This window comes from Nonomuraea sp. NPDC049309, from assembly GCF_043196965.1.
GTDB classification, from domain to species: Bacteria; Actinomycetota; Actinomycetes; order Streptosporangiales; family Streptosporangiaceae; genus Nonomuraea; species Nonomuraea fastidiosa.
Genome location: NZ_JBICSH010000002.1, coordinates 152,998 through 178,048, shown reverse-complemented (window position 1 = coordinate 178,048; position 25,051 = coordinate 152,998). Strand labels below are relative to the sequence as shown.

At 69.4% G+C, this 25,051-nt stretch carries 30 protein-coding genes, 1 tRNA gene, 1 pseudogene and 1 riboswitch; of the genes and pseudogenes, 16 read left to right on the top strand and 16 right to left on the bottom strand.

What is annotated here, in order from left to right; translation table 11 throughout:
• Nucleotides 1–90 precede the first annotated feature (90 nt).
• Nucleotides 91–990 carry a mycothiol synthase gene (mshD, locus tag ACGFIM_RS14615; RefSeq protein ID WP_393200130.1) on the top strand — a complete coding sequence of 300 codons (900 nt, stop codon included), beginning with the start codon at nt 91–93 and terminating at the stop codon, nt 988–990.
• A 29-nt stretch (nt 991–1,019) separates the two neighbouring features.
• Here the strand turns inward: mshD and ACGFIM_RS14610 are convergent, their stop codons facing one another.
• The 3 genes from ACGFIM_RS14610 to dcd all read right to left on the bottom strand — a co-directional run bounded on the left by ACGFIM_RS14610 (nt 1,020) and on the right by dcd (nt 3,480).
• Complete coding sequence (locus ACGFIM_RS14610; RefSeq protein WP_393200128.1) at nt 1,020–2,027, bottom strand: anion permease; 1,008 nt, start codon at nt 2,025–2,027, stop codon at nt 1,020–1,022.
• An 8-nt stretch (nt 2,028–2,035) separates the two neighbouring features.
• Complete coding sequence (locus tag ACGFIM_RS14605; RefSeq protein WP_043625094.1) at nt 2,036–2,653, bottom strand: DUF47 domain-containing protein; 618 nt, start codon at nt 2,651–2,653, stop codon at nt 2,036–2,038.
• Nucleotides 2,654–2,904: 251 nt separating this feature from the next.
• Nucleotides 2,905–3,480: a dCTP deaminase gene (gene dcd / locus ACGFIM_RS14600; RefSeq protein ID WP_393202554.1), complete on the bottom strand. Its 576-nt coding sequence runs from the start codon at nt 3,478–3,480 to the stop codon at nt 2,905–2,907.
• A 98-nt stretch (nt 3,481–3,578) separates the two neighbouring features.
• On the opposite strand from dcd, the gene ACGFIM_RS14595 reads away from it, so the two are divergent.
• From ACGFIM_RS14595 to ACGFIM_RS14585, 3 genes are all read left to right on the top strand, one after another.
• Nucleotides 3,579–3,652, top strand: a tRNA-Gly gene (locus ACGFIM_RS14595).
• 272 nt (nt 3,653–3,924) lie between these two features.
• Nucleotides 3,925–4,386 (top strand): hypothetical protein, encoded by a 462-nt coding sequence (locus tag ACGFIM_RS14590; RefSeq protein WP_393200126.1) that lies wholly within the window; start codon nt 3,925–3,927, stop codon nt 4,384–4,386.
• 371 nt (nt 4,387–4,757) lie between these two features.
• Complete coding sequence (locus ACGFIM_RS14585) at nt 4,758–5,138, top strand: VOC family protein (RefSeq protein WP_393200124.1); 381 nt, start codon at nt 4,758–4,760, stop codon at nt 5,136–5,138.
• Nucleotides 5,139–5,164: 26 nt separating this feature from the next.
• Here the strand turns inward: ACGFIM_RS14585 and ACGFIM_RS14580 are convergent, their stop codons facing one another.
• Both ACGFIM_RS14580 and ACGFIM_RS14575 read right to left on the bottom strand, forming a co-directional pair.
• On the bottom strand, nt 5,165–5,365 hold the full coding sequence (locus ACGFIM_RS14580; protein ID WP_393200122.1) for a GNAT family N-acetyltransferase: 201 nt from the start codon (nt 5,363–5,365) through the stop codon (nt 5,165–5,167).
• A gap of 31 nt (nt 5,366–5,396) precedes the next feature.
• On the bottom strand, nt 5,397–6,638 hold the full coding sequence (locus tag ACGFIM_RS14575; RefSeq protein WP_393200120.1) for an MFS transporter: 1,242 nt from the start codon (nt 6,636–6,638) through the stop codon (nt 5,397–5,399).
• 247 nt (nt 6,639–6,885) lie between these two features.
• Here ACGFIM_RS14575 and ACGFIM_RS14570 point away from each other — a divergent pair, with 247 nt between their 5' ends.
• Nucleotides 6,886–7,680 carry an inositol monophosphatase family protein gene (locus tag ACGFIM_RS14570; RefSeq protein WP_393200118.1) on the top strand — a complete coding sequence of 265 codons (795 nt, stop codon included), beginning with the start codon at nt 6,886–6,888 and terminating at the stop codon, nt 7,678–7,680.
• Nucleotides 7,681–7,853: 173 nt separating this feature from the next.
• Here the strand turns inward: ACGFIM_RS14570 and ACGFIM_RS14565 are convergent, their stop codons facing one another.
• Both ACGFIM_RS14565 and ACGFIM_RS14560 read right to left on the bottom strand, forming a co-directional pair.
• Nucleotides 7,854–8,057 (bottom strand): hypothetical protein, encoded by a 204-nt coding sequence (locus tag ACGFIM_RS14565; RefSeq protein ID WP_393200115.1) that lies wholly within the window; start codon nt 8,055–8,057, stop codon nt 7,854–7,856.
• 218 nt (nt 8,058–8,275) lie between these two features.
• A complete protein-coding gene (locus ACGFIM_RS14560; protein ID WP_393200113.1) occupies nt 8,276–8,782 on the bottom strand; it encodes an FBP domain-containing protein in 507 nt (168 codons plus the stop codon).
• Between the two features lie 76 nt (nt 8,783–8,858).
• Here ACGFIM_RS14560 and ACGFIM_RS14555 point away from each other — a divergent pair, with 76 nt between their 5' ends.
• Entirely contained in the window at nt 8,859–9,443 is a 585-nt protein-coding gene (locus tag ACGFIM_RS14555; protein ID WP_393200111.1) for a TetR/AcrR family transcriptional regulator, read from the top strand.
• A gap of 28 nt (nt 9,444–9,471) precedes the next feature.
• On the opposite strand, the gene ACGFIM_RS14550 is transcribed toward ACGFIM_RS14555, so the two are convergent.
• The 6 genes from ACGFIM_RS14550 to thiD all read right to left on the bottom strand — a co-directional run bounded on the left by ACGFIM_RS14550 (nt 9,472) and on the right by thiD (nt 15,598).
• Nucleotides 9,472–10,074, bottom strand: coding sequence for a hypothetical protein (locus tag ACGFIM_RS14550; protein ID WP_393200109.1), 603 nt, complete (start codon nt 10,072–10,074; stop codon nt 9,472–9,474).
• 27 nt (nt 10,075–10,101) lie between these two features.
• Nucleotides 10,102–10,569 (bottom strand): Clp protease N-terminal domain-containing protein, encoded by a 468-nt coding sequence (locus ACGFIM_RS14545; RefSeq protein ID WP_393200107.1) that lies wholly within the window; start codon nt 10,567–10,569, stop codon nt 10,102–10,104.
• A 450-nt stretch (nt 10,570–11,019) separates the two neighbouring features.
• The gene (locus tag ACGFIM_RS14540; protein WP_364062866.1) at nt 11,020–11,751 is read right to left on the bottom strand and encodes a Clp protease N-terminal domain-containing protein; all 732 of its coding nucleotides are present in this window, start codon (nt 11,749–11,751) and stop codon (nt 11,020–11,022) included.
• Between the two features lie 94 nt (nt 11,752–11,845).
• Nucleotides 11,846–13,864, bottom strand: a complete 2,019-nt coding sequence (locus tag ACGFIM_RS14535; protein ID WP_393200104.1) for a GxGYxYP domain-containing protein — start codon at nt 13,862–13,864, stop codon at nt 11,846–11,848.
• A gap of 210 nt (nt 13,865–14,074) precedes the next feature.
• Nucleotides 14,075–14,749 (bottom strand): thiaminase II, encoded by a 675-nt coding sequence (gene tenA, locus ACGFIM_RS14530; protein ID WP_393200102.1) that lies wholly within the window; start codon nt 14,747–14,749, stop codon nt 14,075–14,077.
• A 39-nt stretch (nt 14,750–14,788) separates the two neighbouring features.
• Nucleotides 14,789–15,598 carry a bifunctional hydroxymethylpyrimidine kinase/phosphomethylpyrimidine kinase gene (thiD, locus tag ACGFIM_RS14525; RefSeq protein ID WP_393200100.1) on the bottom strand — a complete coding sequence of 270 codons (810 nt, stop codon included), beginning with the start codon at nt 15,596–15,598 and terminating at the stop codon, nt 14,789–14,791.
• Nucleotides 15,586–15,681, bottom strand: a riboswitch (TPP riboswitch). It overlaps the preceding gene by 13 nt.
• Before the next feature lie 48 nt (nt 15,682–15,729).
• On the opposite strand from thiD, the pseudogene ACGFIM_RS14520 reads away from it, so the two are divergent.
• Nucleotides 15,730–16,680: pseudogene (locus ACGFIM_RS14520) on the top strand (DNA polymerase domain-containing protein).
• Nucleotides 16,681–16,683: 3 nt separating this feature from the next.
• Here the strand turns inward: ACGFIM_RS14520 and ACGFIM_RS14515 are convergent.
• Nucleotides 16,684–17,289: a hypothetical protein gene (locus ACGFIM_RS14515; RefSeq protein WP_393200098.1), complete on the bottom strand. Its 606-nt coding sequence runs from the start codon at nt 17,287–17,289 to the stop codon at nt 16,684–16,686.
• A gap of 197 nt (nt 17,290–17,486) precedes the next feature.
• Between ACGFIM_RS14515 and ACGFIM_RS14510 the strand changes: the two genes are divergently transcribed.
• The 5 genes from ACGFIM_RS14510 (at nt 17,487) to ACGFIM_RS14490 (ending at nt 20,313) form a co-directional block, all read left to right on the top strand.
• A complete protein-coding gene (locus tag ACGFIM_RS14510; protein WP_393200096.1) occupies nt 17,487–18,227 on the top strand; it encodes a hypothetical protein in 741 nt (246 codons plus the stop codon).
• Entirely contained in the window at nt 18,220–18,510 is a 291-nt protein-coding gene (locus ACGFIM_RS14505) for a hypothetical protein (protein WP_393200094.1), read from the top strand. Before ACGFIM_RS14510 ends, ACGFIM_RS14505 begins: the two co-directional genes overlap by 8 nt.
• Entirely contained in the window at nt 18,503–19,090 is a 588-nt protein-coding gene (locus ACGFIM_RS14500) for a hypothetical protein (RefSeq protein WP_393200092.1), read from the top strand. Before ACGFIM_RS14505 ends, ACGFIM_RS14500 begins: the two co-directional genes overlap by 8 nt.
• A gap of 7 nt (nt 19,091–19,097) precedes the next feature.
• On the top strand, nt 19,098–19,400 hold the full coding sequence (locus ACGFIM_RS14495) for a WXG100 family type VII secretion target (RefSeq protein ID WP_393200090.1): 303 nt from the start codon (nt 19,098–19,100) through the stop codon (nt 19,398–19,400).
• A gap of 229 nt (nt 19,401–19,629) precedes the next feature.
• A complete protein-coding gene (locus tag ACGFIM_RS14490) occupies nt 19,630–20,313 on the top strand; it encodes an HIT family protein (protein WP_393200089.1) in 684 nt (227 codons plus the stop codon).
• On the opposite strand, the gene ACGFIM_RS14485 is transcribed toward ACGFIM_RS14490, so the two are convergent.
• Nucleotides 20,295–21,026, bottom strand: coding sequence for a class I SAM-dependent methyltransferase (locus ACGFIM_RS14485; protein WP_393200087.1), 732 nt, complete (start codon nt 21,024–21,026; stop codon nt 20,295–20,297). The two genes, ACGFIM_RS14490 and ACGFIM_RS14485, sit on opposite strands and share 19 nt — an antisense overlap.
• A gap of 355 nt (nt 21,027–21,381) precedes the next feature.
• Here ACGFIM_RS14485 and ACGFIM_RS14480 point away from each other — a divergent pair, with 355 nt between their 5' ends.
• Genes ACGFIM_RS14480 through ACGFIM_RS14465 form a run of 4 tightly spaced genes read left to right on the top strand, consistent with a single transcriptional unit; the run spans nt 21,382 to nt 24,841 of the window.
• On the top strand, nt 21,382–22,119 hold the full coding sequence (locus ACGFIM_RS14480; RefSeq protein ID WP_393200085.1) for a hypothetical protein: 738 nt from the start codon (nt 21,382–21,384) through the stop codon (nt 22,117–22,119).
• Nucleotides 22,116–23,156 carry a sulfotransferase family protein gene (locus ACGFIM_RS14475; RefSeq protein ID WP_393200083.1) on the top strand — a complete coding sequence of 347 codons (1,041 nt, stop codon included), beginning with the start codon at nt 22,116–22,118 and terminating at the stop codon, nt 23,154–23,156. Before ACGFIM_RS14480 ends, ACGFIM_RS14475 begins: the two co-directional genes overlap by 4 nt.
• Nucleotides 23,132–23,545 carry an NUDIX domain-containing protein gene (locus ACGFIM_RS14470; RefSeq protein WP_393200081.1) on the top strand — a complete coding sequence of 138 codons (414 nt, stop codon included), beginning with the start codon at nt 23,132–23,134 and terminating at the stop codon, nt 23,543–23,545. The genes ACGFIM_RS14475 and ACGFIM_RS14470 overlap by 25 nt, the downstream gene beginning before the upstream one ends.
• A 54-nt stretch (nt 23,546–23,599) precedes the next feature.
• Nucleotides 23,600–24,841 (top strand): hypothetical protein, encoded by a 1,242-nt coding sequence (locus ACGFIM_RS14465; RefSeq protein WP_393200079.1) that lies wholly within the window; start codon nt 23,600–23,602, stop codon nt 24,839–24,841.
• A 41-nt stretch (nt 24,842–24,882) separates the two neighbouring features.
• On the opposite strand, the gene ACGFIM_RS14460 is transcribed toward ACGFIM_RS14465, so the two are convergent.
• Nucleotides 24,883–25,008: a hypothetical protein gene (locus ACGFIM_RS14460; protein ID WP_393200077.1), complete on the bottom strand. Its 126-nt coding sequence runs from the start codon at nt 25,006–25,008 to the stop codon at nt 24,883–24,885.
• Nucleotides 25,009–25,051 lie beyond the last annotated feature (43 nt).

Sequence of the window (25,051 nt, the reverse complement as noted above, 5' to 3'; positions counted from 1 at the left end):
GGTTAGCTATGCAGCCAATGTCGCGAAGGTAACGATTTGCCGGGGTGGCCTATGGCGTTATTTGCCAGTCGTACGCCTAGAGTTCGTTCTGTGAACGTGCGCGTGGAAAACCGGCAACGGCTCTCTGACCAGGAAATCACCGACGTGCTCGGCTTGGTGGAGGCGGCGGCGGAGGCCGACGGCGTCCGCCCGCTCAACGAGCAGGCCATGCTCCAGCTCCGCTACGGCGGCGAACCCGGGGCCACTCTCCTGCTGCTCTACGCCGGCGACGAGCTCGCCGGATACGCCCACGTCGACCCCGGCGACGAGAGCCCCAGCGCCGAACTGGTTGTCCACCCCGCGCACCGCCGCGAGGGCCACGGCGCCCGCCTGCTGCGCGCCGTCATCGACGCCGCCGGCGGCCGCCCCCGCCTGTGGGCCCACGGCGACCACGCCGGAGTGGCCGCGCTCGCCGCCCGCTTCGGGCTCGAACGCGTCCGCTCGCTCTGGCAGATGCGCCGCCCCCTGGCCGAGCCGCTGCCCACCGCCCGGCTGCCCGAAGGGGTGAGCCTGCGCACGTTCGTCCCCGGGCAGGACGAGGAGGCGTGGCTCAAGGTCAACGCCGCCGCCTTCGCCCACCACCCCGAGCAGGGCGCGTGGACGATGGACGACCTGCTGCGGCGCGAGCAGGAACCCTGGTTCGACCCGTCCGGTTTCTTCCTCGCCGTACGGGGTGACCGGGTCGTCGGCTTCCACTGGACGAAGGTGCACGACGCACCGTCTGCGCAGGACGCGCTCGGTGAGGTCTACGTCGTCGGCGTCGACCCCTCGCAGCAGGGCACCGGCCTCGGCAAGGCGCTCACCCTGGCCGGGCTCGACCACCTGCGCTCGCGCGGCATCGCCCAGGCCATGCTGTACGTGGACGAGGCTAACACGGCGGCGGTCCGCCTCTATCAGGGGCTCGGCTTCACCCGGTACGACGTGGACGTGATGTACGCGCCCCCGCAGTGACGCACGGGGGCGCTCGCCCGCGAAGGGGATCAGCCTTCCACGATGGCGTGGAGGAGCAGGTAGGACAGGGACGCCACGATGGCCGCGGCCGGGATGGTGAGGACCCACGCGGTCACGATGTTGCCCGCGACGCCCCACCGCACGGCGCTGAGCCGCTTGGTGGCGCCCACGCCCATGATCGCCGTGGTGATGGTGTGCGTGGTGGAGATGGGCGCGCCGAACCCGATGGCGGCACCGTACAGCACGGTCGCCGCCGCCGACTCCGCCGCGAACCCCTGCGGCGGGTCCAGCGCGATGATGCGCCGGCCCAGCGTCCGCATGATGCGCCAGCCGCCCGCGTACGTGCCCAGCGAGATCGCCCCCGCGGCGGCGACGATGACCCACTGCGGGATCGGGTCCGTCGGCTGGGCGAACCCGCCGACCGTGAGCGCCAGGAAGATGACGCCCATGGTCTTCTGCGCGTCCTGCAGGCCGTGGCCGAGCGCCATCGCCGCGGCCGAGACGGTCTGCGCGTACCGGAAGCCCCTGTTGGTCTTGCCCGGCTGGCTGTTGCGGAAGATCCAGTAGATGGCGATCATGATCGCGGCGGCCAGGGTGAACCCGATCACCGGCGACAGCACCATCGGGATGACGACCTTCTCGACGACGCCGTCCCAGTGCACGACGCTGCTTGAGGCCAGCGCCGAGCCCACCAAACCGCCGATGAGGGCGTGACTGGAGGAGGACGGCAGGCCGAAATACCAGGTGATGAGGTTCCAGACGATCGCGCCTATCAGCGCGGCCGTCACGATGACCAGGCCGTGCGAGCCGTCGGGCGCGTCGATGATGCCCTTGCCGACGGTCTGGGCCACCTGGGTGCCGAGGTGGGCGCCGATGAAGTTCATCGCCGCCGCCATGAACAGCGCGGCCCTGGGGGTCAGGGCCCGGGTCGAGACGGAGGTCGCGATCGCGTTAGCCGCGTCGTGGAACCCGTTGGTGTAGTCGAAGGCCAACGCGATGACGACCACGCCGATGACGAGGCCAAGCGTAAGGTCCACTGCCGGGCCTAGCTTTCCTTGACCGCGATCGACTCGACGGTGTTGGCCACGTGCTCGAAGGCGTCGGCGGCCTCCTCCAAGGCGTCGACGACCTCCTTCATCTTCATCACGGTCAGGGCGTCGTACTCGCCGCTGAACAGCTTGGCCAGCAACCTCCGGTAGACCTGGTCACCCTGGTTCTCCAGGCGGTTGACCTCGATCCAGTACTCGTTGAGGTTCTTCATCGAGCGCAGGCGCGGCATGGCCTCTGCCGTCAGCTCGGCCGCCCGCTCCAGCACCTCGACCTGGCGTACGACGTCCTTGGGGAGATGGTCGAGCTGGTAGAGCACGATGAGGTCGGAGGCCGCTTCCATGGCGTCCATCACGTCGTCGAGGTTCGAGGCCAGCCGGTAGATGTCCTCGCGGTCGAACGGAGTGATGAAGCTCTCGTTGAGCCGGTTCATGATCGCGTGGGTGCGTTCGTCACCGGCGTGCTCGCAGGCGCGCATCTTCTCGGCCAGGGCCTCCCTGTCCGAGCCATCGCTGATGATCTCCACCAGCAGGCGGGATGCCGTGACCAGGTTGTTCGCCGAGTCGGCGAACAGGTCGTAGTAGCTGTCCTCACGTGGCGTGAGACGCAGGCGCACGTCGTTCTCCAGATGTGCGGGGATGGTCCGTGGAAGAGTATGGCTTACCAGGCGAAATGCGAGCTTCATGTCCCCTTCGCCTAATGGCTACCCGCTCTTCGTATGCCGACACCGGCGAAGCCGCTGGTTGTAGGGGCATCCGTGCGGCGCGGACCGGCGTTGCAACCGCTCAGGACGCCTTCATGATGGCCGCTCGACCCGTCCCGTTCACCTACCTGTTCCTCAGATGTTCATCTGTTGTTCACCTAAGTTCAGATCTTGGTGCGGTGGAAGTTCTGGAACGACCGCGACGGGGTCGGGCCCCGCTGGCCCTGGTAGCGGGATCCGTACTTGCTCGACCCGTACGGATACTCCGCCGGCGAGCTCAGCCGGAACACGCACAACTGCCCGATCTTCATGCCCGGCCACAACTTGATCGGCAACGTCGCCACGTTCGACAGCTCCAGCGTCACATGCCCGCTGAACCCCGGATCGATGAACCCCGCCGTCGAATGCGTCAGCAACCCCAGCCGGCCCAGCGAACTCTTCCCCTCCAGCCGCGACGCCAGGTCGTCCGGCAGTGTGACGACCTCGTACGTGGAGGCGAGCACGAACTCCCCCGGATGGAGGATGAACGGCTCATCCCCCTTGGGTTCCACCAGCCGCGTCAGATCCGGCTGCTCGACCGAAGGATCGATGTGCGGATAGCGATGGTTCTCGAACACCCGAAAGAAACGGTCAAGCCGGACATCGATGCTCGACGGCTGTAGCATCTCCCGATCGAACGGATCCAGCGACAACCGCCCGGCCTCGATCTCCGCCAGGATGTCACGGTCAGATAGCAGCACGGTGAGCAACTTACCGGTCCTGGACGGAAGTCCGGGCTCGGGGATTGCTGTTGTGGCCCAAGTTTCCGCTAGAGTAGGGGCGCGACCTTCGGTCGCATGCGGGTGTAGTTCAATGGCAGAACATCAGCTTCCCAAGCTGACAGCGCGGGTTCGATTCCCGTCACCCGCTCCAAGTGTGAAAGCCCAGGCAAGCCGGTGGATCCGGCGCCTGGGCTTCGTTGTTGTCCGGGCTTGTCGATCTCCGCGGGCCATCCACGGGCCATGAGCGCCATACGGGGTCAGCGTGCCCGCCTCGCCCGCGTCATCGTCTTCTGTGGGGGCGCTCGGCCGCCGATCGTTGGCAGGGGTGATCATCTCGTCCGCTCCTCTGACGGCGTGCTGGTAGATGGATGATCAGACCGGCCTGGCGTGCGCAGGCGCCCAATGTCATGCCCTCCTGCGGCCATGCTGACCGCGCGTGCACTTCGCGACTACCTCGAAGGGCTTCCGGACACGACCCCGTTCGTGATCGATGTCCACGACGGTGACAACTGGTCGCTTCGCGTCGAAAGCGTCAAGGTCACGACTGCACAAGACGTGACCAAGGGCGGGGATCCGCACGAAGGCACCGAGGTCGAGATCTTCTGGGAACCCGGCGAGCACGGGTGGACCATGAACGGCCCCTCCAAGACGCTCTTCACCATGGACGACGTGGAAGAGCTGATCAGCGAGCGCGATGCGCTCCGCAGGGAACTGGCAGACCTCCGAGCCGGCCTCTCCTTTTCTCTTGGCACGTGCCGCACCGAACCCGGGCCGCAAGGATCCGCCGCCCGGTCCGTGCTCAGCGATCAAGAGATCTTCGCCGAGATCGAGCGCCTCCGCACCATCGCCGCCGAGGCCGACACCACACCCAGCGCCGAGCTCTGATCGCCGTGCCGGCAGAGGCTGGTGATCACCCGGGCGGGGACGAGCACGCCAGACGGGTCGTTCTCGTAGTCGTCCCGTGCCCGTTCGCGCGCCATGAGGCGCTCGTCGATCGCCTCGGTGATCAACATGTCGGCTTCCCGTACGGCATGGCCGACGGGAACTCGCGTGGCGGGCTGGGGAACCCGAATGAGCGGAAGCCCGCTGAGCGCCGGGAATTCGCATTGATGCGCCCTCGCCGGGCGCCGGCGCCCGCCCGGCATCACCACTGCTTGAGGCTCGTACGGACCGAAGTCCGATCCGGGAGGTTCAAGGGTGTGCGGGGGCCGGTCGGGTACGCCTTACTCCCGTACGATCCGATGCGAGGAGAGACCGTGGACGACGAACCGCCGCGGATGGCATTGTCGGCGACCGTGCTGGGTGCGCCGGACGCCCGCGCGCTGGCGGCCTTCTACCAGCGGCTGCTCGGCTGGACGGTGACCCACGACGAGCCTGACTGGGTCATGCTGCGCCCGCCCGGCGGAGGGGCCGGGCTGTCGTTCCAGACCGAGCCGCATCACGTCCGGCCGGTCTGGCCCGCCGGGCCCGGCGATCAGCAGATGATGATGCACCTGGACATCGAGGTGGACGATCTGGACGCCGCCGGGGCGCATGCGGTCGCGGCGGGGGCGACGCTCGCGGACCACCAGCCCCAGGAACATGTGCGGGTCTACCTCGACCCCGCCGGACATCCGTTCTGCCTTTTCACGCGCTGAGCCGGGGCTTTTCTCGCCCATCCACGCTACGTGGGGGCGTGCAGGTGCATGTCGTGCCGGCCGTCGTCGTGGACGGCGGCGCTCCGCTTCGTACCCTCTAGGAGGTAGCCGCGCTTCGCGGCGACCCTGCAGGATGCCGCGTTGCGCGTCGAGTGCTCCAGCTCCGGCCGGTGGAAGCCGATCGCGCCGAGAGCCCACCCGGTCGGCGCCGTGAGGGCGCGGGCCACGCGTCATGATCGCGCTACAGGCTCCGGTCCATCACGTGACGGCTCGTGCGCCGGTGAGACAGAGCAGGCCGGTGAGGGCGAAGGCCGCCGCCGCGACTCCGAACAGCGCGGTGGCGTTCGAGACGAAGCCGGGCGCGGTCGCGGACCCGGCGACGGCGGCGAAGACCGCGATGCCGAGCGCCCCGCCGGTCTGCCGGGCGGTGTTGCTCGCGCCGGAGGCGAGGCCGGGCGCATCGGGTGTGGCCCGCAGCGCCGCCGCGACGACCGCCGGGGTGAGCACGCCGATGCCGGCGCCCCAGAGCAGCAGGGCCACGACGAGAGGGCCGGTGGTGGTGAGGGTGGCGGCGATCACGGCCATTCCTGCGGCGGCGGCGAGCAGGCCGGCGGCGGCCGTACGCCACACGCCGATGCGCGTCGCGAGCCGCCCCACCGGTGCTCCGAGAAGCGGAAGCGGCAGCATCGCGGGCAGCGTCAGCATGCCGGCGGCCAGCGGATCCAGCCGGTGCACGGTCTGGAAGACCTGCGTGAGCACGAACAGCCCGCCGAGCGCGCACAGGTTCATGAGCCCGGCGACCAGGCACGCCAGCCCCAGCGGACGCCGGGACTCGCGCGGCACGGCGGGCAGCAGCGGCCGCGGCACGCGGCGTTCGGCCACGAGAAAGCCGGCGAGCGCACAGACCGCGAGCGCCCCGGGCGGCACCGCCGACCACAGCCCGGCGGGAGCCTCGATGATCGCGGTGACGAAGCCGCCCAGCGCGGCCACGAGCAGCGCCGCGCCCGTCCAGTCCACGTTCCGCGCGGACCGCTCCCGGCGTGCCGAGGCTCGTGGCAGCCGTACGACCGGGATGAGCGCGAGCGCGACGACCGGAACGCTCAGCCAGAACACCGCCCGCCACCCCGCGGCCTGGACCAGCAGCCCGCCGACGACGGGACCCGCAGGGAGCGCCGCCCCGCCGATCGCCGCCCACGCCCCGACGAGCCTGGTGCGCGCGGCATCGTCCGGGGTGCTCTCGACGAGCAGCGCGAGCGTGCCCGGCAGCACGAGCGCCGCGGCGACGCCCTGGACCGCGCGCGCTGCGACCAGCACGCCGACGCTCGGTGCGAGGGCGCACAGCACGGACGCCTCGCCGAACCCGGCGAGACCCAGCAGGACGACCCTGCGGTGCCCGACCAGGTCGCCGATCGCCCCGGAGGCCAGCAGGAGTGCCGCCAGGGGCACCGCGTACGCGTCCACCGTCCACGCCAGCCCGCCGCTCCCCGCGTGCAGCTCCACGCCGATCCGGGGAGCGCGACGTTGACGACGGTCACATCGAGCAGGACGAGGAAGTAGCCGCTGCACAGCGCGAGGATCAGCGGCAGCCTGGAGGAACTCTGCGCCATGCTCCCGATCTTCGGCGCGGAACGTTTCAGCACAGGTCGAAGGGTGACCTGCGAAACCGCCACCCCGGGCCGGGCGCTCGATGCCGCTTCGCCTACCGTGGCCGTCGACGGAGAACGCCCACGCAGCGGAGTGAACCTGTATGCCGATCGATGCCCACACCCTTCTCCCCATCGCCGAGCGCGCCGTGTCGATCGCCGGTGAGATCGTCCGTACGAAGGCGCCCGGCGCCGTCACGGCCAAGGGCGACCGCGACATGGCGACGGAGGTGGACTACGCCGTCGAGCATGCCGTACGGGAGTTCCTGACCCGCGAGACGCCGGAGATCGGCTTCCTCGGCGAGGAGGAGGGCGGCACGCGCCTCGGCGAGGGCCCGATGTGGGTGCTGGACCCCGTGGACGGGACGGCCAACTTCCTGCACGGCATCCCGCTGTGCGGCGTCTCCCTGGGCTTGGTCGAGCGGAACGTGCCCACGCTCGGCGTGATCGACTTCCCGTTCCTCGACCTCCGTTACGCGGCGGCCGAAGGGGCCGGCGCCGTCGCCAACGGGGCCGCGATCCGGGTGAGCGAGGTCGGCGGGCTGGGGGACGCGATCGTGGCGTTCGGCGACTACGCGGTGGGGGAGGACGCCGAGGAGCGCAACCGGCCGCGGCTCGCCCTGACGCGGGAGCTCGCCGCTCGTGTCCAGCGGGTACGGATGTTCGGCTCGGCCGCGATCGACCTCGCCTGGGTGGCGCACGGCAGGGTCGATGCCATGATCATGCTGAGCAACAACCCGTGGGACACCGCGGCGGGCGTCATCATCGCCCGCGAGGCGGGGGCGGCGGTGATCGACCTCGACGGCAGCCCGCACACCATGACCGCCCAGGCCACCATCGCCGCGGGCCCCCGGCTCATCCCCGACCTCGTGCGGCTCATCGCCGCGGCTCACGCGTAGGGTCATCCCCTGGTGAACGAAGCGATCACGCAGGCTGATCGCAGACCTCGGCTCCGGCCGCGAACGGACCGGTGACCTCGCCGCCGCCTGCCCGGCCTTGCCCGGCAGGGCCGGGGCCGACCCTCGTGGCGCGGTGCCACGGACGTGACGGCTCCCCGGGGGCGCCGGCCGAGTCACCGCTTCAGGCCGGCCTTGTGCAGGGCGGCGCCGGCGCGGAAGCGCAGGCGGAGGCAGCGGTCCCGGGTCTCTTCCGTGGCGTCGGCGGGGCAGCAGCAGTGGTCGGCGAGCCAGCGGAGGTCGTCGGGATCGAGCCAGAGCGCGACCCGCCCCAGGGCCCGCTCCCTGTCCGGTTCGGTGGGTTCGGGATTGTTCGGCACAGAGGGCAGGTTAGGCGTTCAGGTGGGGTGAACGAACGGTCCGGCAACGTCACGGCTCTTCGGGGGCGGCAGGAGAGGCGGGCGGCACGCCGCGGACGATCGCGGGACAGCAGGCCCACGCGCGGGGTCTCATCCGGCGGCTGCTCAGGGCCTGCGGGCGAGGATGGGCGCCTGCCTGAAGGGGCTGAGCCTGAGGGGAGCGGCTCCTGGGCGGCTGATCAGGCGGTCACCTTGTCCAGGAACGTCTCCAGGTTGGCCTGCACGCGGGCGATCTTCTCGTCCACGGTCAGCGACTCGTCCATGAGCGCGCCGTCGCCCGGCGCCTGCTTCCTGCCCCGGGTGTAGAGGGAGCAGGCGAGGTCGGTGCAGATGTACTGGCCGACGGTGTTGCCCTGGCGGCCGGCCTCGCCGGTGCGGCGGGCGGTCATCAGCGCGACGCCGCCGCTGGTGTGCGTGGTGAGGCAGAGCGAGCACATGCTGCGTGAGGTGAACGTACGCGCCGCCGTCGCCCCCGGCGTGACGCGCAGGGCGACGCCGGTGAGCGCGCCGTCGCGGTCGGCGACGAGGTAGGCGCGGTCGGGTGCGCCGGGGTCGCGCCAGCCGAGGAAGTCGAGGTCGTCCCACGGAAGGTCGGCGAGATCCTTGGGTACGCCGAGCCGCTTGGCCTCGCCCTTGGAGCAGTTGATGAAAGATGTACGGATGTCGTGTTCGCTGAGCGGTCGCATGAGCGGGGACGCTAGTCCTTCTTAAAGGTCGTAAGCAACTGATTAAATAGCGTAGCAAGAGGATGAAAGGCAGCGCATGCCACGTGCGGGAGTGACCGCGGAACGCCTCACCCAGGCGGCGGCGGAGCTGGCCGACGAGATCGGCTTTCACAACGTCACCATCTCGGCGCTCGCGCGCGCGTTCGGCGTGAAGCCGGCGGCCCTGTACTCACACGTCAAGGACATCCAGGACCTCCGGGTGCGGGTGGCCAAGCTGGCCCTGGCCGAGCTGGCGGAGCGGGCCGCCACCGCGCTGGCCGGGCGGTCGGGCAAGGACGCGCTGGTGGCGTTCGCCAACGCGTACCGGGGCTACGCCAAGGAGCATCCGGGCCGGTACGCCGCCGCGCAGCTCGAGCTCGACTACGAGACGGCCGTCGACAGCGCGGCCGCGCGGCACTCGGAGATGACGCGGGCGATCCTGCGCGGCTACGACCTGCCCGACCCGGCCCAGACCGACGCCGTACGGATGCTGCACAGCACTTTCCACGGGTACGTCAGCCTGGAGATGTCGGGCGGGTTCCGGCACACGCCGCGCTCGGTGGAGGAGTCGTGGGAACGGACGCTCGACGCCCTGGACGCCGTGCTCCGCAACTGGCCCCAGCCCGGCGCCGGGGGCTCGTGAGGAGGCCCGCAGAGGTGCGGGGAGCGGGTCAGGCCGCGGGAAGCCCGCCGATGGGGGCGAACGGGTGCGTGCCGGCGGCCGAGCACACCCAGGACGGCGTCTCGCCGGCGATCGCGGCCCGCAGCCCGCGGTCGTGCTCGGCGCAGACCGGCCAGGCCCGCCAGATCACCTCCACGATGACCTCCTGGGCGGCGTCGGCGACGGCGGTGAGCGCCGTGCGGGGGTCGCGGCCGGTCGAGGGCGGCAGGCCGTTGCCCTGGAAGGAGCCGCGGAACTCCACCCACGCCCGCCCGTACTCCTCCCACTCGGGGACGACGAGCCGTAGCGGGCCGGTGACGCCGGTGGCGCGGGCGTCGCGCTCGACGACGGCGAGCGCGTCCTCCAGAGCCCGCCACCAGCCGGGTTCGAGCTCGAACGTCGGCTCGAACGACGTCTCGCGCAGCACCGCCTCCGCCGCCCGGGTCAGGTCGGCGGGCTCGGACGTCAGGAGCTCCCGGACGGCGGGGGTGCTCACGCCGTGGTCGTCGAGGACGATCGCGAGGTCGAGCAGCGTCTCGTAGCCGAGGCCGCCGCTGCGCAGGCCCTCATAGACGCGGCTGCTCGCCTCGACGATCGCCCTGCTGTACGACACGGGCCCTCCGAATGGGCCAGGGCGGGGTCAGCCGCCGTTGCGGATCTCCTCGATCCTACGCACGATGTACTGCTCAGCCGCTGATTTCATGACGCCGAGCCCGGAGAGCACGCCCACCGTGACGACGTCGTCCAGGGACAGGACGCCGAGCAGGAGGTGCTCGGTGCCGATCCAGTCGTGGCCGAGGCGCTGCGCGGTCTGGGCGGCCAGGTCGAGGGCCTTCGCGGTCATGGGCGCGTACGGAAGGAACTGCTCGCTGCTGCCCGGACCCGTGCCGAGCGCCGCCGTGATGACGCGCCTGACCGTCTCGGCGGACGCGCCGAGCGCGGCCATCGTGGTGACGCCGAGCATGTCGGGCTGGTGCAGCAGGCCCAGCACCAGGTGGCCGGGCTCGATCTGGCCGTGCCCCGTGGCACGGGCCTCCTCCTGCGCCTTGACGACGACGATGCGGGCGCCTTTGGTGTAGCGGGCGAACGTCCCCAGGTCCTGGGCCATCGGTCTGGTCTCGCTGCCTTCCTTGACTATGCGAACCGTTGTTCGGTGCCGCCCATGCTACGCCCGATCATGAGAGGGCCGGTGGCGAGGAGGCGCCGTGGGGGTTGCCGAGCCGGCGCACGTGCGGTGGGTCGCGGGCGGGACGGGAGCGGGAAGAGCACGGTCTCCGCGCGATGCCGAGCCTGCACGGCGAGACGTCCGGGTTCGTGGTCGAGGACCCGCTGGCGCTGCCGGCCGACCGGCCGGTGCCGGTGGACGACTTCCGCCCGCTGCCCCGCGAGCTGGCGCTGCTGCTGGTGCGGCCGGAGCAGGCGGTGTTCCTGCTGCCGGCGCCCGGGTTCCGCCGAGGCGCCGGCCGCCGACCTCGCGGCGGCCTTCGGCCTCATGCGGCGCCGCGGCCACCCGGTACGCGACGCCAGAGGCGGCTGCTCGCCCTGCTGATCGAATCGGTCAGGACTGGCTGCGGATCGCGTCGATCGTCCGCAGGATGTGCTGCTCGGCCGGGTCCTTGGTGACGCCGAGGCCGGAGAGCACGCCCACCACCGGAGCGTCGTCCAGGGACAGGATGCCGAGCAGGAGGTGCTCGGTGCCGATCCAGTCGTGGCCGAGGCGCAGCGACTCGCGGGCGGCCAGGTCGAGGGCCTTCGTGCTCTGCGCCGCGAACGGCAGGACCGGCTCGCCGCTGCCGGGGCCGGTGCCGAGTGCCGCCGTCATCGCGTTCCTGACCGTCTCCACGGGCGCGCCGAGCGCGGCCATCGTGGTCGGGGCCAGGGTGTCGGGCTGGTGCAGGAGGCCCAGCACCAGGTGGCCGGGTTCGATCTGCGCGTGCCCCGTGGCACGGGCCTCTTCCTGCGACTTGACCACGACGACGCGGGCGCGGTCGGTGTAGCGGGCGAACGTCCGCAGGTCCTGGGCCATCGACCTGGGGCTGCTGCCTTCCTTGGGGACGAACCGCTTCTGCGCGGCCTGTTTGGTGACGCCCATGCTGCGCCCGATCTCCGTCCACGACGCCCCGGAGCGTCGGGCCTGGTCGACGAAGTGGCCTATGAGGTGGTCTGCGACCTCGCCGATGTGCTCGGCGAGCGCGACGGCGTCGGAGAGCTGGCCCAGAGGGTCGCCGTCGGGGTGACGATTCTTGATCGTGGTGATGAGGTCGTCCAGGCGGACGGGGCTCGTGCTCATGCGTCAACCATAGGTTGACGCCTCTTCCTGGTCAACCGCCGGTTGACGAAAAGGCCGCCCCGAGTGCCGGGGCGGCCAAGGCGGGGGCGGATCCTCACTGCTCCTTCGTCAGGTGCTCGTTGAGCAGGTGGAAGAACACGTCACCCCGGACGATCTCGAACGGCTCGTCCAGCAGCTCGCCCAGCTCGGCGATGTCGGACGGCGTCCAGTTCCACGCGTTCACGGCGCCGGCGATGAACAGCGGCGTCGAGCCGTCCCACCCCTCGATGTGCCTGAGCAGCCCGTCGCGGTACTCCTGCGCCTTGCCCTGCGGGTAGAGGTTGCCGATGAGCGGCAGCCCGCCCACATGGGCCTGGAGGTCGCCGGTCTCCCACGACTGGATGATGCCGCGCACCGGGGTGTGTCTCCGGTACGAGGAGGCGATCCGCTCGTCGTAGGCGACCCAGCCATTGTCCTCGGCGTTGCGGTGGTTGTAGGCGTAGACCAGGTCCATGCCGGTGCGGCGCATGTAGCGGCCGGTGAGCTTGGTGTACGCGTCCAGGGCGTCCTCCGGCCAGGAGCCCGGGTAGGTGTATCCGGCGCCGGACGGGCCGGCGATGAGCAGGTCGTTGTCGGTGGCGGTGCGCTGGTAGTAGGACAGCAGCGCGGGCCCGATGTCGGCGAGCAGCGGGCTGACCGTCCAGTTGGTGGGGACGCGGCCGCGCGCCGGGTCGTCCCAGATCTGCCGCATGCGGCGCTGGCAGTACTGGATGTTGTCGCCCTCGCCGACGGTGAGCGTGAGGTAGACGCGGTTGCGGAGGGTGGCGCGGGGGCGCGGGCGTACGCGGTCGGAGACCTTGGCGGGCACGCCGGCGTGCACGGTGCCGTTCATGTAGTAGTCGGCGGGCACGACCTCCACCGCGTGCTGCGAGGCGCGGTCGACGCCGCCCCACTCGCCGGCCACGTCGTTGGAGAACCATCCCGCGTACGGCGTCGTCGGCTTGACCTTGCTGAAGATCTCGTCGAGCAGCTTGCCGGTCTCGCCGGCCGGCGGCAGCCAGAAGACCATGGCGCGGCTGGCCACGGTGTAGTCGCGGAAGTAGGGGAACGGCTCGACGCGGGTGGGGGCGGTGGTGGTGGCGGTGACCAGGTACTGGTTCCACAGGTCCACGTCGACGAGCAGCTCGCGGGTCCCGGCGGGCGGGGTGAAGCGGTAGATGAAGTAGCCGCCGCCGTCGGCGAAGCGGTTGGAGTCGCCGCCGATGGCCGAGTTGACGCCGTCGAAGAGGAAGGGTTTCTCGGCGTCGGTGCCTGGGGTGAAGGAGGCGATCTCGGTGCCGTCCGCCTTCACGACCACGGAGCCGACGGACGCGCCCCAGCCGTCGTCGCCGAGCGAGTCCTGGAAGCGCAGGAAGACGCCCTCCTCGCCGGACAGCTCCTGGCTGAGGTCAAACGTGCGCACCGCCCGGTTGGAGGTGTCCCTGATGCGCTCGGTCTCCCTGGCGATCTCCCGCCACTGGACGCCCTCGACGGAGACGGTCCTGGTCGGGGGCAGGCCGCTGAGCAGGGCCTTGGTGCAGCGGGGGAAGAGCTCGTCGAGCTGCCAGCGGTAGGTGGCGAGCACGTCGTCGGGGTCGAAGCGGCCGCGCAGGTCGGTGATGACCTTCAGCCGGTACTCCTCGGCCTGTTCGGCGGTGGCGGCGACGGCGTTCTCCAGGCCGGCCAGGGTGGTGGCGACGTTCACCGAGTCGGGGACGTCGGGGTCGATCAGGATGGCGCCGCGCACCTCGCCGCGGTAGCGGGCGACGAGGTCGAGAGGCTGCTCGTGGCGGGTGACGGCGGCGCCGGTGCTGGACAGCCAGCGCTCGTCGAAGCCCTCCTTGTTGTAGTTGAAGTACAGGCGCGGGCGGCGGCGGTTGACGACGCCCTGCAGCGTGGTCAGAAGCAGCTGGTCGTTGCCGTGCAGGGTGGCGATGTCGGCGTAGTCGAGACGGGTCGGGCGGCCGAAGCCGGGCAGGACTGGGGCCGTAGCGGGCGCGGATGCGGAGGCGGGGGCGGCGGGGAACCCGAGTCCCAGCGCGCCGGCCGCGAGGACCGTGCCGTTCGCCAGGAGGAATTCACGTCGGGACACCATCGGCGTTCACTGCTCCTCGTCGGGGGGAGACCAGGAATGACAGCGTTGTCATCGCGTCGCTAGGCAACGTAACAATGTGAAGGTTTGTTGTCTATGGTGTAAATGAGGCGAGGATTCCGTTACGGCGGCCGGTGCCGCCGTAACGGGCTCATCGCCATCCGCGAGGAGAAGGGGCCGATGGCGAGGTCGAGACAGCCGTCGAGCCGGGGCTCAGGGAGCCAGCCACTCGGCGGTGGGCCAGCCCTCGCGCCGCCACGCGCTGTCCCAGAACATCCACTCGTAGGCCGCCGCCCGCTCGTACGCCCGCGCCATCGCCTCGCGGGTCTCCGGGGACGCGGCGGCGGCCAGCCGGTCGGTGATCGCCTTGGCCTGCTCGACGGAGGCGGCGAACTCCGGGTCGGAGTAGGTGGAGATCCACTTCGCGTACGGGTGCGCCGGGTCGTCGCCGGCCTTGGCGAGCAGCGCCGTACCGACGTCCTGGTAGATCCAGAAGCACGGCAGCACCGCCGCCGCGATCACCGGATACGGCTCCGACAGCGCCGTGGCCTGCAGGAACGACGAGTACGCCAGGCACGTCGGCGAGGTCGCGATGCCCTTGGCGGCATCGCCCAGCTCGTCGATGTAGCCGGAGTGCAGCTCGCGCTCGGCGACCAGCGCGGTGTGCGCGCTCTGCGCCCAGAAGGCCGCGTCGGCGGAGTCGTCGGCGCGTACGGATGCGGCGGCCAGCGCCTTCGAGAACGCCTCCAGGTAGCGGGCGTCCTGCACCATGTAGAAGACGAAGGTGTCGCGGTCGAGCGAGCCGTCGCCGAGTGCCGTGACGAAGGGGTGCTCGTGGATGGCGCGCATCAGGTCGGACGTGCGCTGCCAGATGTCATCGCAGAACATCGCGTCTCTTTCGACAGGGGGCCTGCCCGGCGGGGGCCGTTACCAGATGTTGTGGAAGTGGTGCACGGGGCCGTGGCCGTGGCCGACGCCCAGCGAGTCGGCGGCGCGCAGCGCCTCCGTGAGGTAGTCCTTCGCGGCGCGTACGGCGCTCGGCCAGTCGTCGTGCCTGGGCCGCAGCGCGGCGATCGCCGAGGAGAGCGTGCAGCCGGTGCCGTGGGTGTTCGTGGTGTGCACGCGCGGGGCGGACAGCTCGATCGTGCCCTCGGGGGTGGCCAGCACGTCGACGCAGGTCTCGCCGTCGAGGTGGCCGCCCTTGAGCAGCACCTGGCGGGCGCCGAGCGCGCGCAGCCTGGCCGCCTGCTCGTGCATCTCGGCCAGGTCGCGCGCCTGCGGCTCCTCCAGCAGGTCGGCCGCCTCGGGCAGGTTGGGGGTGATGAGGTCGGCGCGCGGCAGCAGCGTGCGGCGCAGCTCGCTCACCGCGTCGGCGGGCAGCAGCCGATCGCCGCTCTTGGCGACCATGACGGGGTCGAGCACGACGTACGTGGGGCGGTAGGTGTCGAGCGCCGCCGCCACCGCCTTGATCAGGTCGGCGTCGCCCAGCATGCCGATCTTCACGGCGTCGGCGGGCACGTCGGTGAGCAGCGTGTCGAGCTGCTGGGTGACGAAGTCGGCGGGCACCTCGTGGATGCCGGTCACGCCCGTGGTCGTCTGCGCCACCAGCGCGGTGATGACCGTCATGCCGTACGCACCGAGCGCGGAGAAGGCCTTGAGGTCGGCTTGGATGCCGGCGCCGCCGCTCGGATCGGTGCCCGCGATGGTCAGAACTTTGGGTACGGCGTCAGCGGCCATGACGTCCCTTCGCTAGTGCGAACTAGATCAGGTTCGACGGGTGTGATCTCAGCCCGGCATTTCGGGCACCCCGCGTCAAACGCTCACTCTAACAGCCCGGGTCGTTGACCACACGTCCGCGCATCGGCATCGTGGGGCGGGTGGCCGCTGACGAGACGCGCGACGGCGTCTCCCTGACGAACCTCGACCAGCCGCTCTTCGACGGCGCCGGCGCCACCAAGCGCGACCTCGTCGACTACCTCGACGCCGTCTCCGGCCGCATCATCCCCGTCCTGCGCGGCCGCCCGCTCTCCGTCATGCGGGTCCGCCCTGGCCAGCAGCCGTTCATGCAGAAGAACCTGCCCAGATACGCCCCGGACTGGGTGCGTTCGGTGCGGGTGTGGGCGGGCTCCTCGCAGCGGCAGGTCACGTACGCGCTGTGCGACGACCGCAGGACGCTGCTGTAGTTCGCCAACCAGCGGGCCGTCGAATACCACCCGGCCCTGTACGCCGGCGAGCACCCCACGCACATGGTGCTCGACCTCGACCCGCCCGAGGACTCCTTCGCGCTGGCCGTGCGGGGCGCGCACCTCGTCAGGCAGGCGCTGGCCGACTCCGGGCTGGCCGGGGCGGTGAAGACCAGCGGGGCCAAGGGCGTCCACGTCTTCGTGCCCGTCCCGCCGGACACCGCGATGGACGACCTGGCCGCCGCCACCCGCGCGCTCGCCGCCCGCGCCGAGCGGCTCGACCCGGCGCTCGCCACCACCGCGTTCATCAGGGAGGACCGCGCGGGCAAGGTGTTCATCGACTCCACGCGGGTGGGCGGCGCCACCGTGGCCGCCGCCTACAGCCCGCGCATCCGCCCCGGCGTGCCCGTCTCGTACCCGGTGGCGTGGGACGACCTCGACGGCGTGCGCCCCGGCGACTTCACCATCCGCACCGCGATCGCACGGCTCGGCGGGGCCGACCCGTGGGCCGAGCACATGCCGCCGCCGCAGCCGCTGCCCACCGACCTCGTCGAGGAGGGGCACACGATCCCGGTGGCGCGGGTCCAGGCGATGCACGAGGGCAAGCGGCGGGCGCGGGAGCGGCGCGGGGAGTAGCGGTCAGCCGGTGCCGGCGCCCTCCCGGAGCGCGGCGGCCGCGGCCTCGGGATCCTGGGCGAAGAACCGGATCGAGGTGATCTCGGCGCGGCGGCCCAGCGGGCGCACCACGGTGACCGGCCGGGCCAGCTCGACCGTCACGTTCGTCTGCGAGGAGACCGCCACGGTCAGCCGCCCGCCCGCGACGGTGATCATGCCGCCCTGGTGGTACGCCCGCCCGGTCCGCACCACCGTCACCAGCTCGCGGGGCACCCGCAGATCGAGGTGGACGCCGTACCGGACGCGCAGCTCGTCCGCCGTGACGACGTGCGGCCTGGTCGCGCAGGCGGCGGTCAGCATGAGGACGTACAGCAGGCCGTACAGGTCGGCGATCAACACGCCGTGACGCAGCAGGTCCGGGACGTCGAGGGCGGCGAGCAGCAGGTCCACGACCACGGTCTCGACCGCCATGGCGAACGCCATGAGGCCCATCATGAACGACTGCTCCTTGCCGTACGCGAGCGCGACCGCCCCGTCCGGCACCCCGTGCCGCCGCCGCACGAGCCACGCCGCGATGGCGGCCAGGCCCTTGAGCTCGAACCCGACGATGCGCAGCGCGGCTGTGACCATGCGCGTTCCTTCCTCTCTGCGCCTCCCTGCGGCCTGCACCGCCCATGGGACACGTTGACGTCGCGTCAAGGTCAAGACCCGATCGGTATGGGTTGAACGCGGCCGGCGGCCCCGGCGTACCCCCTGTCGGACCTGCGGCACCGGGGCCGGATCACCGGCGGTGCCGCCCGCGCTGATCGGCCACAACGGGGACGGCGATGGACTTTCAGGCATGGAGCGGCGGCCTGGCGTTGAGGCCGCGCGACTACCTGGGGACGGGCGAGCCGCTGGCCGCCGTCGTCAGGTCAAGGGGACCGCTCACCGGCGAACGGCTGCACCTGTTCGCCCTCGGCAGCGCCGCCACGCTCGCCAGGCTGCACCTCGGCGGCATCGCGGGGCTGCGGCTCAGCCCGGCGAACGTGCTGATCTCGCCGCAGGGTCAGGCGCTCATCGCGCCGGGACCCCGGGACTGCCTGTTCCCCGCGCACGACGTGGGCGACTGGGCGGACGTGGTGGTGTTCGCGGCGACGGGGACGATGCCGGACGAGGGCGCCGACCTCGACCGGCTGCTGCCCGCGCTGCGCGCGGTGATCGACGAGTGCCGCCGCCCCGACCTCGGCGCCCGCCCGACGGCGGTGGACCTGGTGCGCATCCTGCTCGGGCGTACCGGCCCCGGGCGCGGCGGGTCGGTGCACGAGCTGCTGATGGAGGCCGAGCGGCGGACGGCACCGCCCCAGCAGGACGCGCCCGAGCCGCCACCGCCGCCACCGCCGCCGCTGTGGCGCAGGCACCCGTACGCGGCCGGGCTGACGATCGGCGTGCTGGCCGTGGCCGTCGCGGCCGGCGCCGTGGCCGCGCTGTCGCGGGATGACGCCCAGCCCTCCATGCGGGCCCAGAGCTCGCCGTACGCGATCACGCCGCAGGACGGCCACGAGGGCACGGAGGCTCCCGATGGCTGACGAGTTCTCCGCAGACCGCGGGGAGGCCGCGCGCGTGGCGAGCGACCTCAAGGCGATCCGCGCCGCACTCGAAGCAGGCCTGACCGGCGCGCGGGAGCCCCGGACCGGCTCGGCGAAGGTGGACGAGGCGCTGCGCCGCTTCTTCGCCGAGTCCTCCGACAACCGCGAACGCATGGACCGGCTGCTGGAACGCGCGGCCGGCCTGCTCGACGCCCTGGTCGAGGGCACGGGCGCGCTGGACGGCTCGCTGGCGGGCGCGCTCTCGGAGTGGTCCCATGGCTGACCTGCCGTACGGGTTCGCCGTCCGCGTGCCCGACTCCTGGTACGCCTTCGACGTCGCGCGCGCCGGCCGTACCGGCGACCTGGCCCGGCTGGTGGACGCCCGGGTCGCGGCCGCCCCCGAGCTGGCCCCGCACCGGCCGGTGCTGCTGAAGACGCTGCGCGAGGCCGCCGCCGTGGCGGCCCGGCACGGCGCGCTGTTCGGCGCGGTGATGACCGACCACGTGGAGAACGCCGGCACCGTGCTGGCGACGCTGCTGGCCCTGCACACCCCCGGCCGCGCGGGCGACACCGTGGAGACGATCGCCTCCGGCGTGACCGCCGTGCCGCCCCGCCCGGGCACGCCCGCCTGGCGCGAGGTCTCGATCGTGGAGCTGGCCGCGGGCCGCGCCGTACGCGTGCGCGGCGTCGAGACCGGCGACCTCGACTCGGTCACCATGCAGACCCTCGTACCGATCCCCGGCGGGCACGGCGTGCTCGACCTGGTGCTCACCAGCCCGCACCCGAGCCTGGCCGAGCCCATGCTCGACCTGTTCGACGCGATCAGCGCCACCCTGGCCTGGTCCGGACCCGAAGGAGAGTGAACCCGCCATGCCGGCAGGAACCCATCACCTCAGCTTCCCGCAGGTGGAGAGCGGCGCGAACCGCCTCAGCAAGGAGAAGGAGGACATCGAGACCCGGCTGACCCAGCTCAAGGCGATGATCGACCAGCTCGTGAGCAGCGACTTCGTCACCGAGCGCGCCTCGGGCAGATTCCAGCAGGATTACGATCAGTGGAACAACGGCGCCCGCCAGGTCATGCAGGGCCTGGAGGGCATGAGCCAGTTCCTCAAGACCGCCATCGCCAAGCACCGCGAACTCGACGCCTCATTGAGCGGCGGCGCGAGCGGCTGAGTCCGGCCTTTCGATGACGAGGATGGGCGGCGGTGACGCTGTCCGGCCGCCGCTCAGGAAGCCTGACCGCACTTCCTCGGCCGTGTCCGATAAGGACCACATTATCTGCGGCCCGTCACAAGAGAATGGCCATTCTGGCAGTGTTACTCATGGAGAATTTCCCGTATGAGAGAAAGGGGGGGCTCCGGCAGCCGAGCCTGCGGCTGTGACTGGATATAGGTGGTGACGCATGAGCCTTTTCGGCCGGACTTTCGACTGCCCCTTCTGTGTGCTGACGGCGGAAGGCCGTTCGCCGGTCTGGAGCCATTTGTTTCCGGCTGAAAACGGTGATGAGGTCATCTTGGAATCCTCCTCCTTTCTGGCCGTCCTCGACACCGCGCCGCTCGCGGAGGGGCATTTGCTCATCATTCCTGACCGTCACGTGACCGCTCTTGCGAGCCTGCCGGAGCCGGAACGCGACGAACTTCAGGATGTGAAACATGTGGTCGAATCGATGTTGAAAGAGGTTTACGGGCCGGTCCTATATTTCGAGCATGGGGCGGAGAGCCGCGGCCGGCACGCCGGAGCGTGCATCGACCACGCGCATCTTCATCTGGTGCCAGGAGACGCCGATCTCCTGCCCCATGTCGCTCGCGACTATCCGGACGTCCGGGTCTTCGCGTCCTATGGCGATGCTCTCGACGGCCTCGCGGGAGGCGCCTACGTGATGTTCGGCAGGCAGGCCGGCAGAGTTTACGGCGCGTCCGCCCCGGTCTGTGTCACGCAATACCTCCGACGTCTGGTGGCCCGCCAGACCCAGCCTCAGGCCGGATGGAATTGGCGTGACGCCGTTCGCTGGGCCGACGCCTTGGGAGTGCGGGAGCAATTGCTCGCCGCCAGGACCAAGCTTCTCGGTCAGCCTTCCCCGCGGTGAGCCAGGCACTGCACGACGTTCGCCCGCTTTCCATAGACCAGCTCGTCATGGATCACGAGGTCGTCGATCGTGAAGCGGGCGCTGTCGGTCAGGACTTGTCGCGTGTAGCTCTCGCTGAAGAAGTGCCGGATCTGCCCATCGCTGAGGAACAGCTGCGGCCCTAGCTCGTCACCTCGGCCATAGAGCGGGTCATAGACCGACCTGCAGCTGAACAGGACCATGCCGCCAGGGCGTAGCACCCGATGTATCTCGCGGAAGATGTCGCGAGTGACGGGGTCAGGGAAGTAGTGCAAAGAGAGCCGTGCGTAGACGACGTCGAAGACGCCGTCGGCGAAGGCCAGAGACATTCGCAGGTCTTGGAGGAGAAAGCGCACGCCGGATGCTCGCTGCAGGCGTGCGTTCTCGCGGATGGCGTACTCGGAGAAGTCGGATGCGGTGACCGTGTGCCCGAGGCTCTGCAAGTGAACGGCGTCCCTGCCGCTGCCGCAGCCCAGTTCGAGTATTCGCTGACCGGGCTTCAATCGATCGGCGAGGAGATAGGCCAGCGGCGTCGGCTTCATACGCTCTTCGCTGTGCCAGTATTTTCGATGATGTTCATCCCAGAGGCGCATCTGATCGACATCTGCAGGCAGGGGGAGTGGCGTCGTGCTGAGCGCATGATTGGTTTCCTGAGCCCGGATGCCGGCTGCTGAGTGCCTGATCAGCTGGGTCATAGCTGACCTTACCAAGACGGGATCCTCCTTAGCGAGATGTGCGGGAGTTTTCGAAAAGTTTCTTTACGTGGGTGGCCGGTCGGCTGCTAGACTGGCAAAAGCACCACACTGTCCTTTGTCGTTGCTACTACGGCCATAGCCGGAATGCTTGGGACTTTGTATGTCCAGCGACCCGACGGCGACGTGGAGTCCAGTCGAAACGGAGTGGGTTCTCCGCGTGCCGGGACGGCGGAATCTGGCCCCTCAGGCCGACATTCGGGCACACGAAAAGTCGAATAATGTGTGTCCTTTCTGCGCTGGCACAGACGGAGAGTGGATCGGGAGCGGCGTCCGGCTCGTGCCGAGTAAGCACCCCATGATCGGCACGGTGGGGTCGGGCCCGTCTGCTGGGGAGCGGCTGCACTGGGTGATCGTCTACGGCGACTCCCATGCGGAGCGGCTGGCCGACCTGCCCCTCGCGGTCACCCGGGCTTTCCTGGAGTCGATCGCTCGCGCAACGTCCTGTCTCTTCGAGCGCCCCTCGGTGAAGGCCGTCTTCGCCTTCGAATCCGTAGGAGACCACTTCGGGCCCACGGTGGCCCATCCGCACGGGCAGCTTGTCGGGCTGCCCTTCGTCCCAAGGAGGCTGACGCTCGGGCAGGCCGGCGCGTCGTGCGCCATCTGTGACTGCGTCACGCGCCAAGACCTCGCGGTGATGGCGTCCGAGCACGCCTTCATCCAGGTGCCGCCGTGGTCAAGACTGCCGTTCGAGATGATCATCTTCCCCCTATCGCATCGGCCGGACCTCACGTCATTGCGTTCGGATGAGCTCACGGCGGTGGCCGGCTGCTTGCACACCGGTCTGCGGTTATGCCGGTCGACGTACGGCGGTGAGATGCCGCCTTACCTGATCAATGTGATGCAGGCGCCGAAAGGCGACGCGTCCCACCACCTGCGAGTGGAACTCGTGCCGCTGCACAAGGACGAGACGACGCTCAAGCGGCCAGGAGGCATGGAGCTGGGTCTGGGCGTCTACCTCAACCCTCTGCTCCCCGAGACGGCCGCTCACATTCTCCGCGAGGCTCTGCCGCAAGCGCGAAGGTGTCCGAAATGAAGCGGGTGCAGATTGTGGGGACCCAGCGTTCCGGCTCCAACTTGCTCCGTCTGCTCTTGGGGTCTCTGCCCGGCGTCTTCGCCCCGCCCTCGGCGCACAAGTTACGGGACTTCCAAGGACTGCTGCCCCGGTACGGTGAGCCACTGAACATGGAGCGCTTGATCGCCGACATGGCCGAGCTCGTCGAGTTGAACGCTCTCCCGTGGCCCTCTGTCGGAGATCGAACCCGCATCGTTCTGGAGGAGATGCGGGGATCGTCGCTCGCCCATGCCTTTTTGGCCTTCTACGACGGGCATGCCCGATATCTGGGGAAGCAAATCTGGGTGAGCAAGTGTTTGGAAAATGTTCACTTCATTGATCAGCTCGTCGCTACCGAGCTGCCCGTACTCTACGTACACCTTGTCCGCGACCCGCGCGATGTCGCCCTTTCGTTCTCCAGGGCACCCATCGGTCCGAAGGATCCTCAAGCGATCGCCTTGCGCTGGTTATCCGATCAGAAGGCCGCGTTGGAGGCGCGCGGCGTGATCGGTGAGAATGGCTGGCTGACCATACGTTACGAAGATCTCGTGGCAGATCCGGAAAATACTCTCAATCCGTTGTGTACGAGATTAGGGGTCTCGTGGTCACCGGCCGCTCTCGATTTCTATCTTGGTGAAGAAGCGCATATGGCTGCATCGATCTCCGAGCTGTGGAACAATCTCAACCGGCCGATTCAACGCGATCGCGCATCCGCATATAAAAGATCTTCTGACGCTGCTCTGCTGATGGCTGTCGAGAGCATCGATTACGAGGTCATGTCCGCGTTCGGCTACCTGCCCGAATGCGTCACCGCGCCCACTGTCATCAGTGCGGAAGAAGAGCATGAGGCACTCATTCGTGATCGTCGGATGCGTGCCGAGCTGGCGGCGTCCCGAGATCCGGAAGCAGAGGCGGTACACCTCAGAAGACTCCATTTCCTGGAAGGTCTCAAGACGGCGAGTCCGCGGAACGATGTCGGGAGGATCGGATGTGCGTGCAGTTCGCGCAGAAAGCAGTGATCGAGTGGAAGGGCCGATTGCTGCTGATCAAGAAAAGCGACGACGACCCCTATCAACCCGGGCGGTGGGAGCTTCCAGGGGGGCGTTTGAAAAGCGGTGAAAACCCCGATGAAGCGCTCGTCCGCGAAGTCCGTGAGGAGGTGGGCCTGGACGTGCTCCCCGGACGTCCACTGGCTCTCTGGTGGTGGCGCCTCGAGGATCACAAGACGCCTACCGTCGTCGCCGTTGCGCGGCTCTGCACGACCTCCGATGACAACGTGGACATGAGCGGAAACGACGAAGAAGACTTCATCGAGAAGTACGGATGGTTCGAAAAGGACGAGATCCTCGACTTGGATCTCATCCCCGACGCCAGACACGCCATGGAGGCGGTTTTGGCGCACCTGTAGAAGAACGGCACAACTGAATGAGGCGCGCGAACGCGCGGGTCAGGGATGATGTAGGTGCTGACGCGTCAGATTCTCATGACCGCTCAGTCGGAGATGAAGCGGCGTATCGAGCTGCGGTTACGACAGGAGGCAGGGAGACTGCCCGGCAACGCCCTCGCCTCAGGTCAGTACCTCGATCACCCTGACTTCGATCAACGAGGTCTTTACGGCACCGCGGCGACGATCCACATGCTGGCCCGCCACACCACCACGGATCCGGTGGCGCAGGAGCAGGTGGCCAAGCTGATCTATTACGTGGTCAACCGAATCCAGGTGGAGAAGGCCACTGTGAGCCCGACCGTCTATCGCGACCTGGTCGGGAGAAGAATCCGGCTGCAGAAGAGCGACGTGTTCCGGATGGCGGATGTCGGCTTCGCGCTCTCTTACGTGAGCCCGGCGATCGCACTGCGGTCCGAGGCGCTGAACATGGTGCGCAAGGCGGTTGATGACGCGCGGACCGATCCGGCGGGATACGCGGTGGGCAACGAAGGCGGCGAGCCGGACCCGCTCGCCACCGCGCACGCGGTACGTTGCCTGGCCGCGAACAACCTGCCGACCAGAAGTGAGGATTGGCGCTACCTTCGCGACTATCTGGTCAACGGCGACAATACCTACATCCGCTGTTTCGTACTGCTGGTGCTCGCCACCTACGACCGCGAGATCGAGCGAAAACAGCTGCAATCTGTCTGGAAGGAGCTTTTCTCGGCGCTTGCCCCGGCATTCGACGGTCACTCAGAGGCGAACCACGAGTACACCCGGTACGGTGAACAGGATTACGTGCGCATACCCTGGCAGATCTACTTGGTCCAGTCGTGCGCCAAGCTCTTTCCCCTGACGAGGTTCAACGGATTCGCAATCCAGCGGAAGATGCTGGATGTCGCCACAGCGGTCTCATCTCCGTCCGGGTTCAGGTACGAAGCGTCGGGGAGATATCTGTCCACGAGGACCTATGCGTGCATCTGGCAGGCCATCGAGGAGATTCTCGACTTCAACCTCAGGCAGCCTCTCCCGCACGTCGTCGTCCGTACGGTGGCGGCCGTGACCCGCGTGCTGTCCAGCCGGCTCGTCGGAGTGCTCACGTACTTTCTGCTCGTGTCCATCGCGGTGGGATCACTCGTCGAATGGCTGAACAGCCCGGACCGGTCTTTCGGTGAACTGGCCCCGAATCTGCTGGCCGAAGTCCTGCTCATCATCGCCGCAAGATTCGAGCTTCAGGTGAGGCGATCGAGGCACCACCGTCCAATGCCGCATCAATAGGCGTTCGTCGTACGGCTGAAAATTTTGAACGGCCTGGACGGTCAGTTGGAGTTGCCGTGGCTGGGGTGCATGACCCGGGGGGTTTCGGCCCTGGTCAGGCGGCGGACGGTGATCGTGCCGGCGGGTTCACGGTCCTGCTGAATCTGCTGGGCAGGGGCGTTGTTCATGGCACTCCTTACCGGGCGGATCGGGGAAACAGCGGGGGCGACG

Bases quoted from the DNA above. Each gene is read 5' to 3' on its own strand.
- ACGFIM_RS14590 (WP_393200126.1), top strand. From the start codon at position 3,925: ATGCTGACCGCGCGTGCACTTCGCGACTACCTCGAAGGGCTTCCGGAC.
- ACGFIM_RS14570 (WP_393200118.1), top strand. From the start codon at position 6,886: ATGCCGATCGATGCCCACACCCTTCTCCCCATCGCCGAGCGCGCCGTG.
- ACGFIM_RS14560 (WP_393200113.1), bottom strand. From the start codon at position 8,782: ATGCGACCGCTCAGCGAACACGACATCCGTACATCTTTCATCAACTGC.
- ACGFIM_RS14555 (WP_393200111.1), top strand. From the start codon at position 8,859: ATGCCACGTGCGGGAGTGACCGCGGAACGCCTCACCCAGGCGGCGGCG.
- ACGFIM_RS14545 (WP_393200107.1), bottom strand. From the start codon at position 10,569: ATGGCCCAGGACCTGGGGACGTTCGCCCGCTACACCAAAGGCGCCCGC.
- ACGFIM_RS14540 (WP_364062866.1), bottom strand. From the start codon at position 11,751: ATGAGCACGAGCCCCGTCCGCCTGGACGACCTCATCACCACGATCAAG.
- ACGFIM_RS14535 (WP_393200104.1), bottom strand. From the start codon at position 13,864: ATGGTGTCCCGACGTGAATTCCTCCTGGCGAACGGCACGGTCCTCGCG.
- tenA (WP_393200102.1), bottom strand. From the start codon at position 14,749: ATGTTCTGCGATGACATCTGGCAGCGCACGTCCGACCTGATGCGCGCC.
- thiD (WP_393200100.1), bottom strand. From the start codon at position 15,598: ATGGCCGCTGACGCCGTACCCAAAGTTCTGACCATCGCGGGCACCGAT.
- ACGFIM_RS14515 (WP_393200098.1), bottom strand. From the start codon at position 17,289: ATGGTCACAGCCGCGCTGCGCATCGTCGGGTTCGAGCTCAAGGGCCTG.
- ACGFIM_RS14510 (WP_393200096.1), top strand. From the start codon at position 17,487: ATGGACTTTCAGGCATGGAGCGGCGGCCTGGCGTTGAGGCCGCGCGAC.
- ACGFIM_RS14505 (WP_393200094.1), top strand. From the start codon at position 18,220: ATGGCTGACGAGTTCTCCGCAGACCGCGGGGAGGCCGCGCGCGTGGCG.
- ACGFIM_RS14500 (WP_393200092.1), top strand. From the start codon at position 18,503: ATGGCTGACCTGCCGTACGGGTTCGCCGTCCGCGTGCCCGACTCCTGG.
- ACGFIM_RS14495 (WP_393200090.1), top strand. From the start codon at position 19,098: ATGCCGGCAGGAACCCATCACCTCAGCTTCCCGCAGGTGGAGAGCGGC.
- ACGFIM_RS14490 (WP_393200089.1), top strand. From the start codon at position 19,630: ATGAGCCTTTTCGGCCGGACTTTCGACTGCCCCTTCTGTGTGCTGACG.
- ACGFIM_RS14485 (WP_393200087.1), bottom strand. From the start codon at position 21,026: ATGACCCAGCTGATCAGGCACTCAGCAGCCGGCATCCGGGCTCAGGAA.
- ACGFIM_RS14480 (WP_393200085.1), top strand. From the start codon at position 21,382: ATGATCGGCACGGTGGGGTCGGGCCCGTCTGCTGGGGAGCGGCTGCAC.
- ACGFIM_RS14475 (WP_393200083.1), top strand. From the start codon at position 22,116: ATGAAGCGGGTGCAGATTGTGGGGACCCAGCGTTCCGGCTCCAACTTG.
- ACGFIM_RS14460 (WP_393200077.1), bottom strand. From the start codon at position 25,008: ATGAACAACGCCCCTGCCCAGCAGATTCAGCAGGACCGTGAACCCGCC.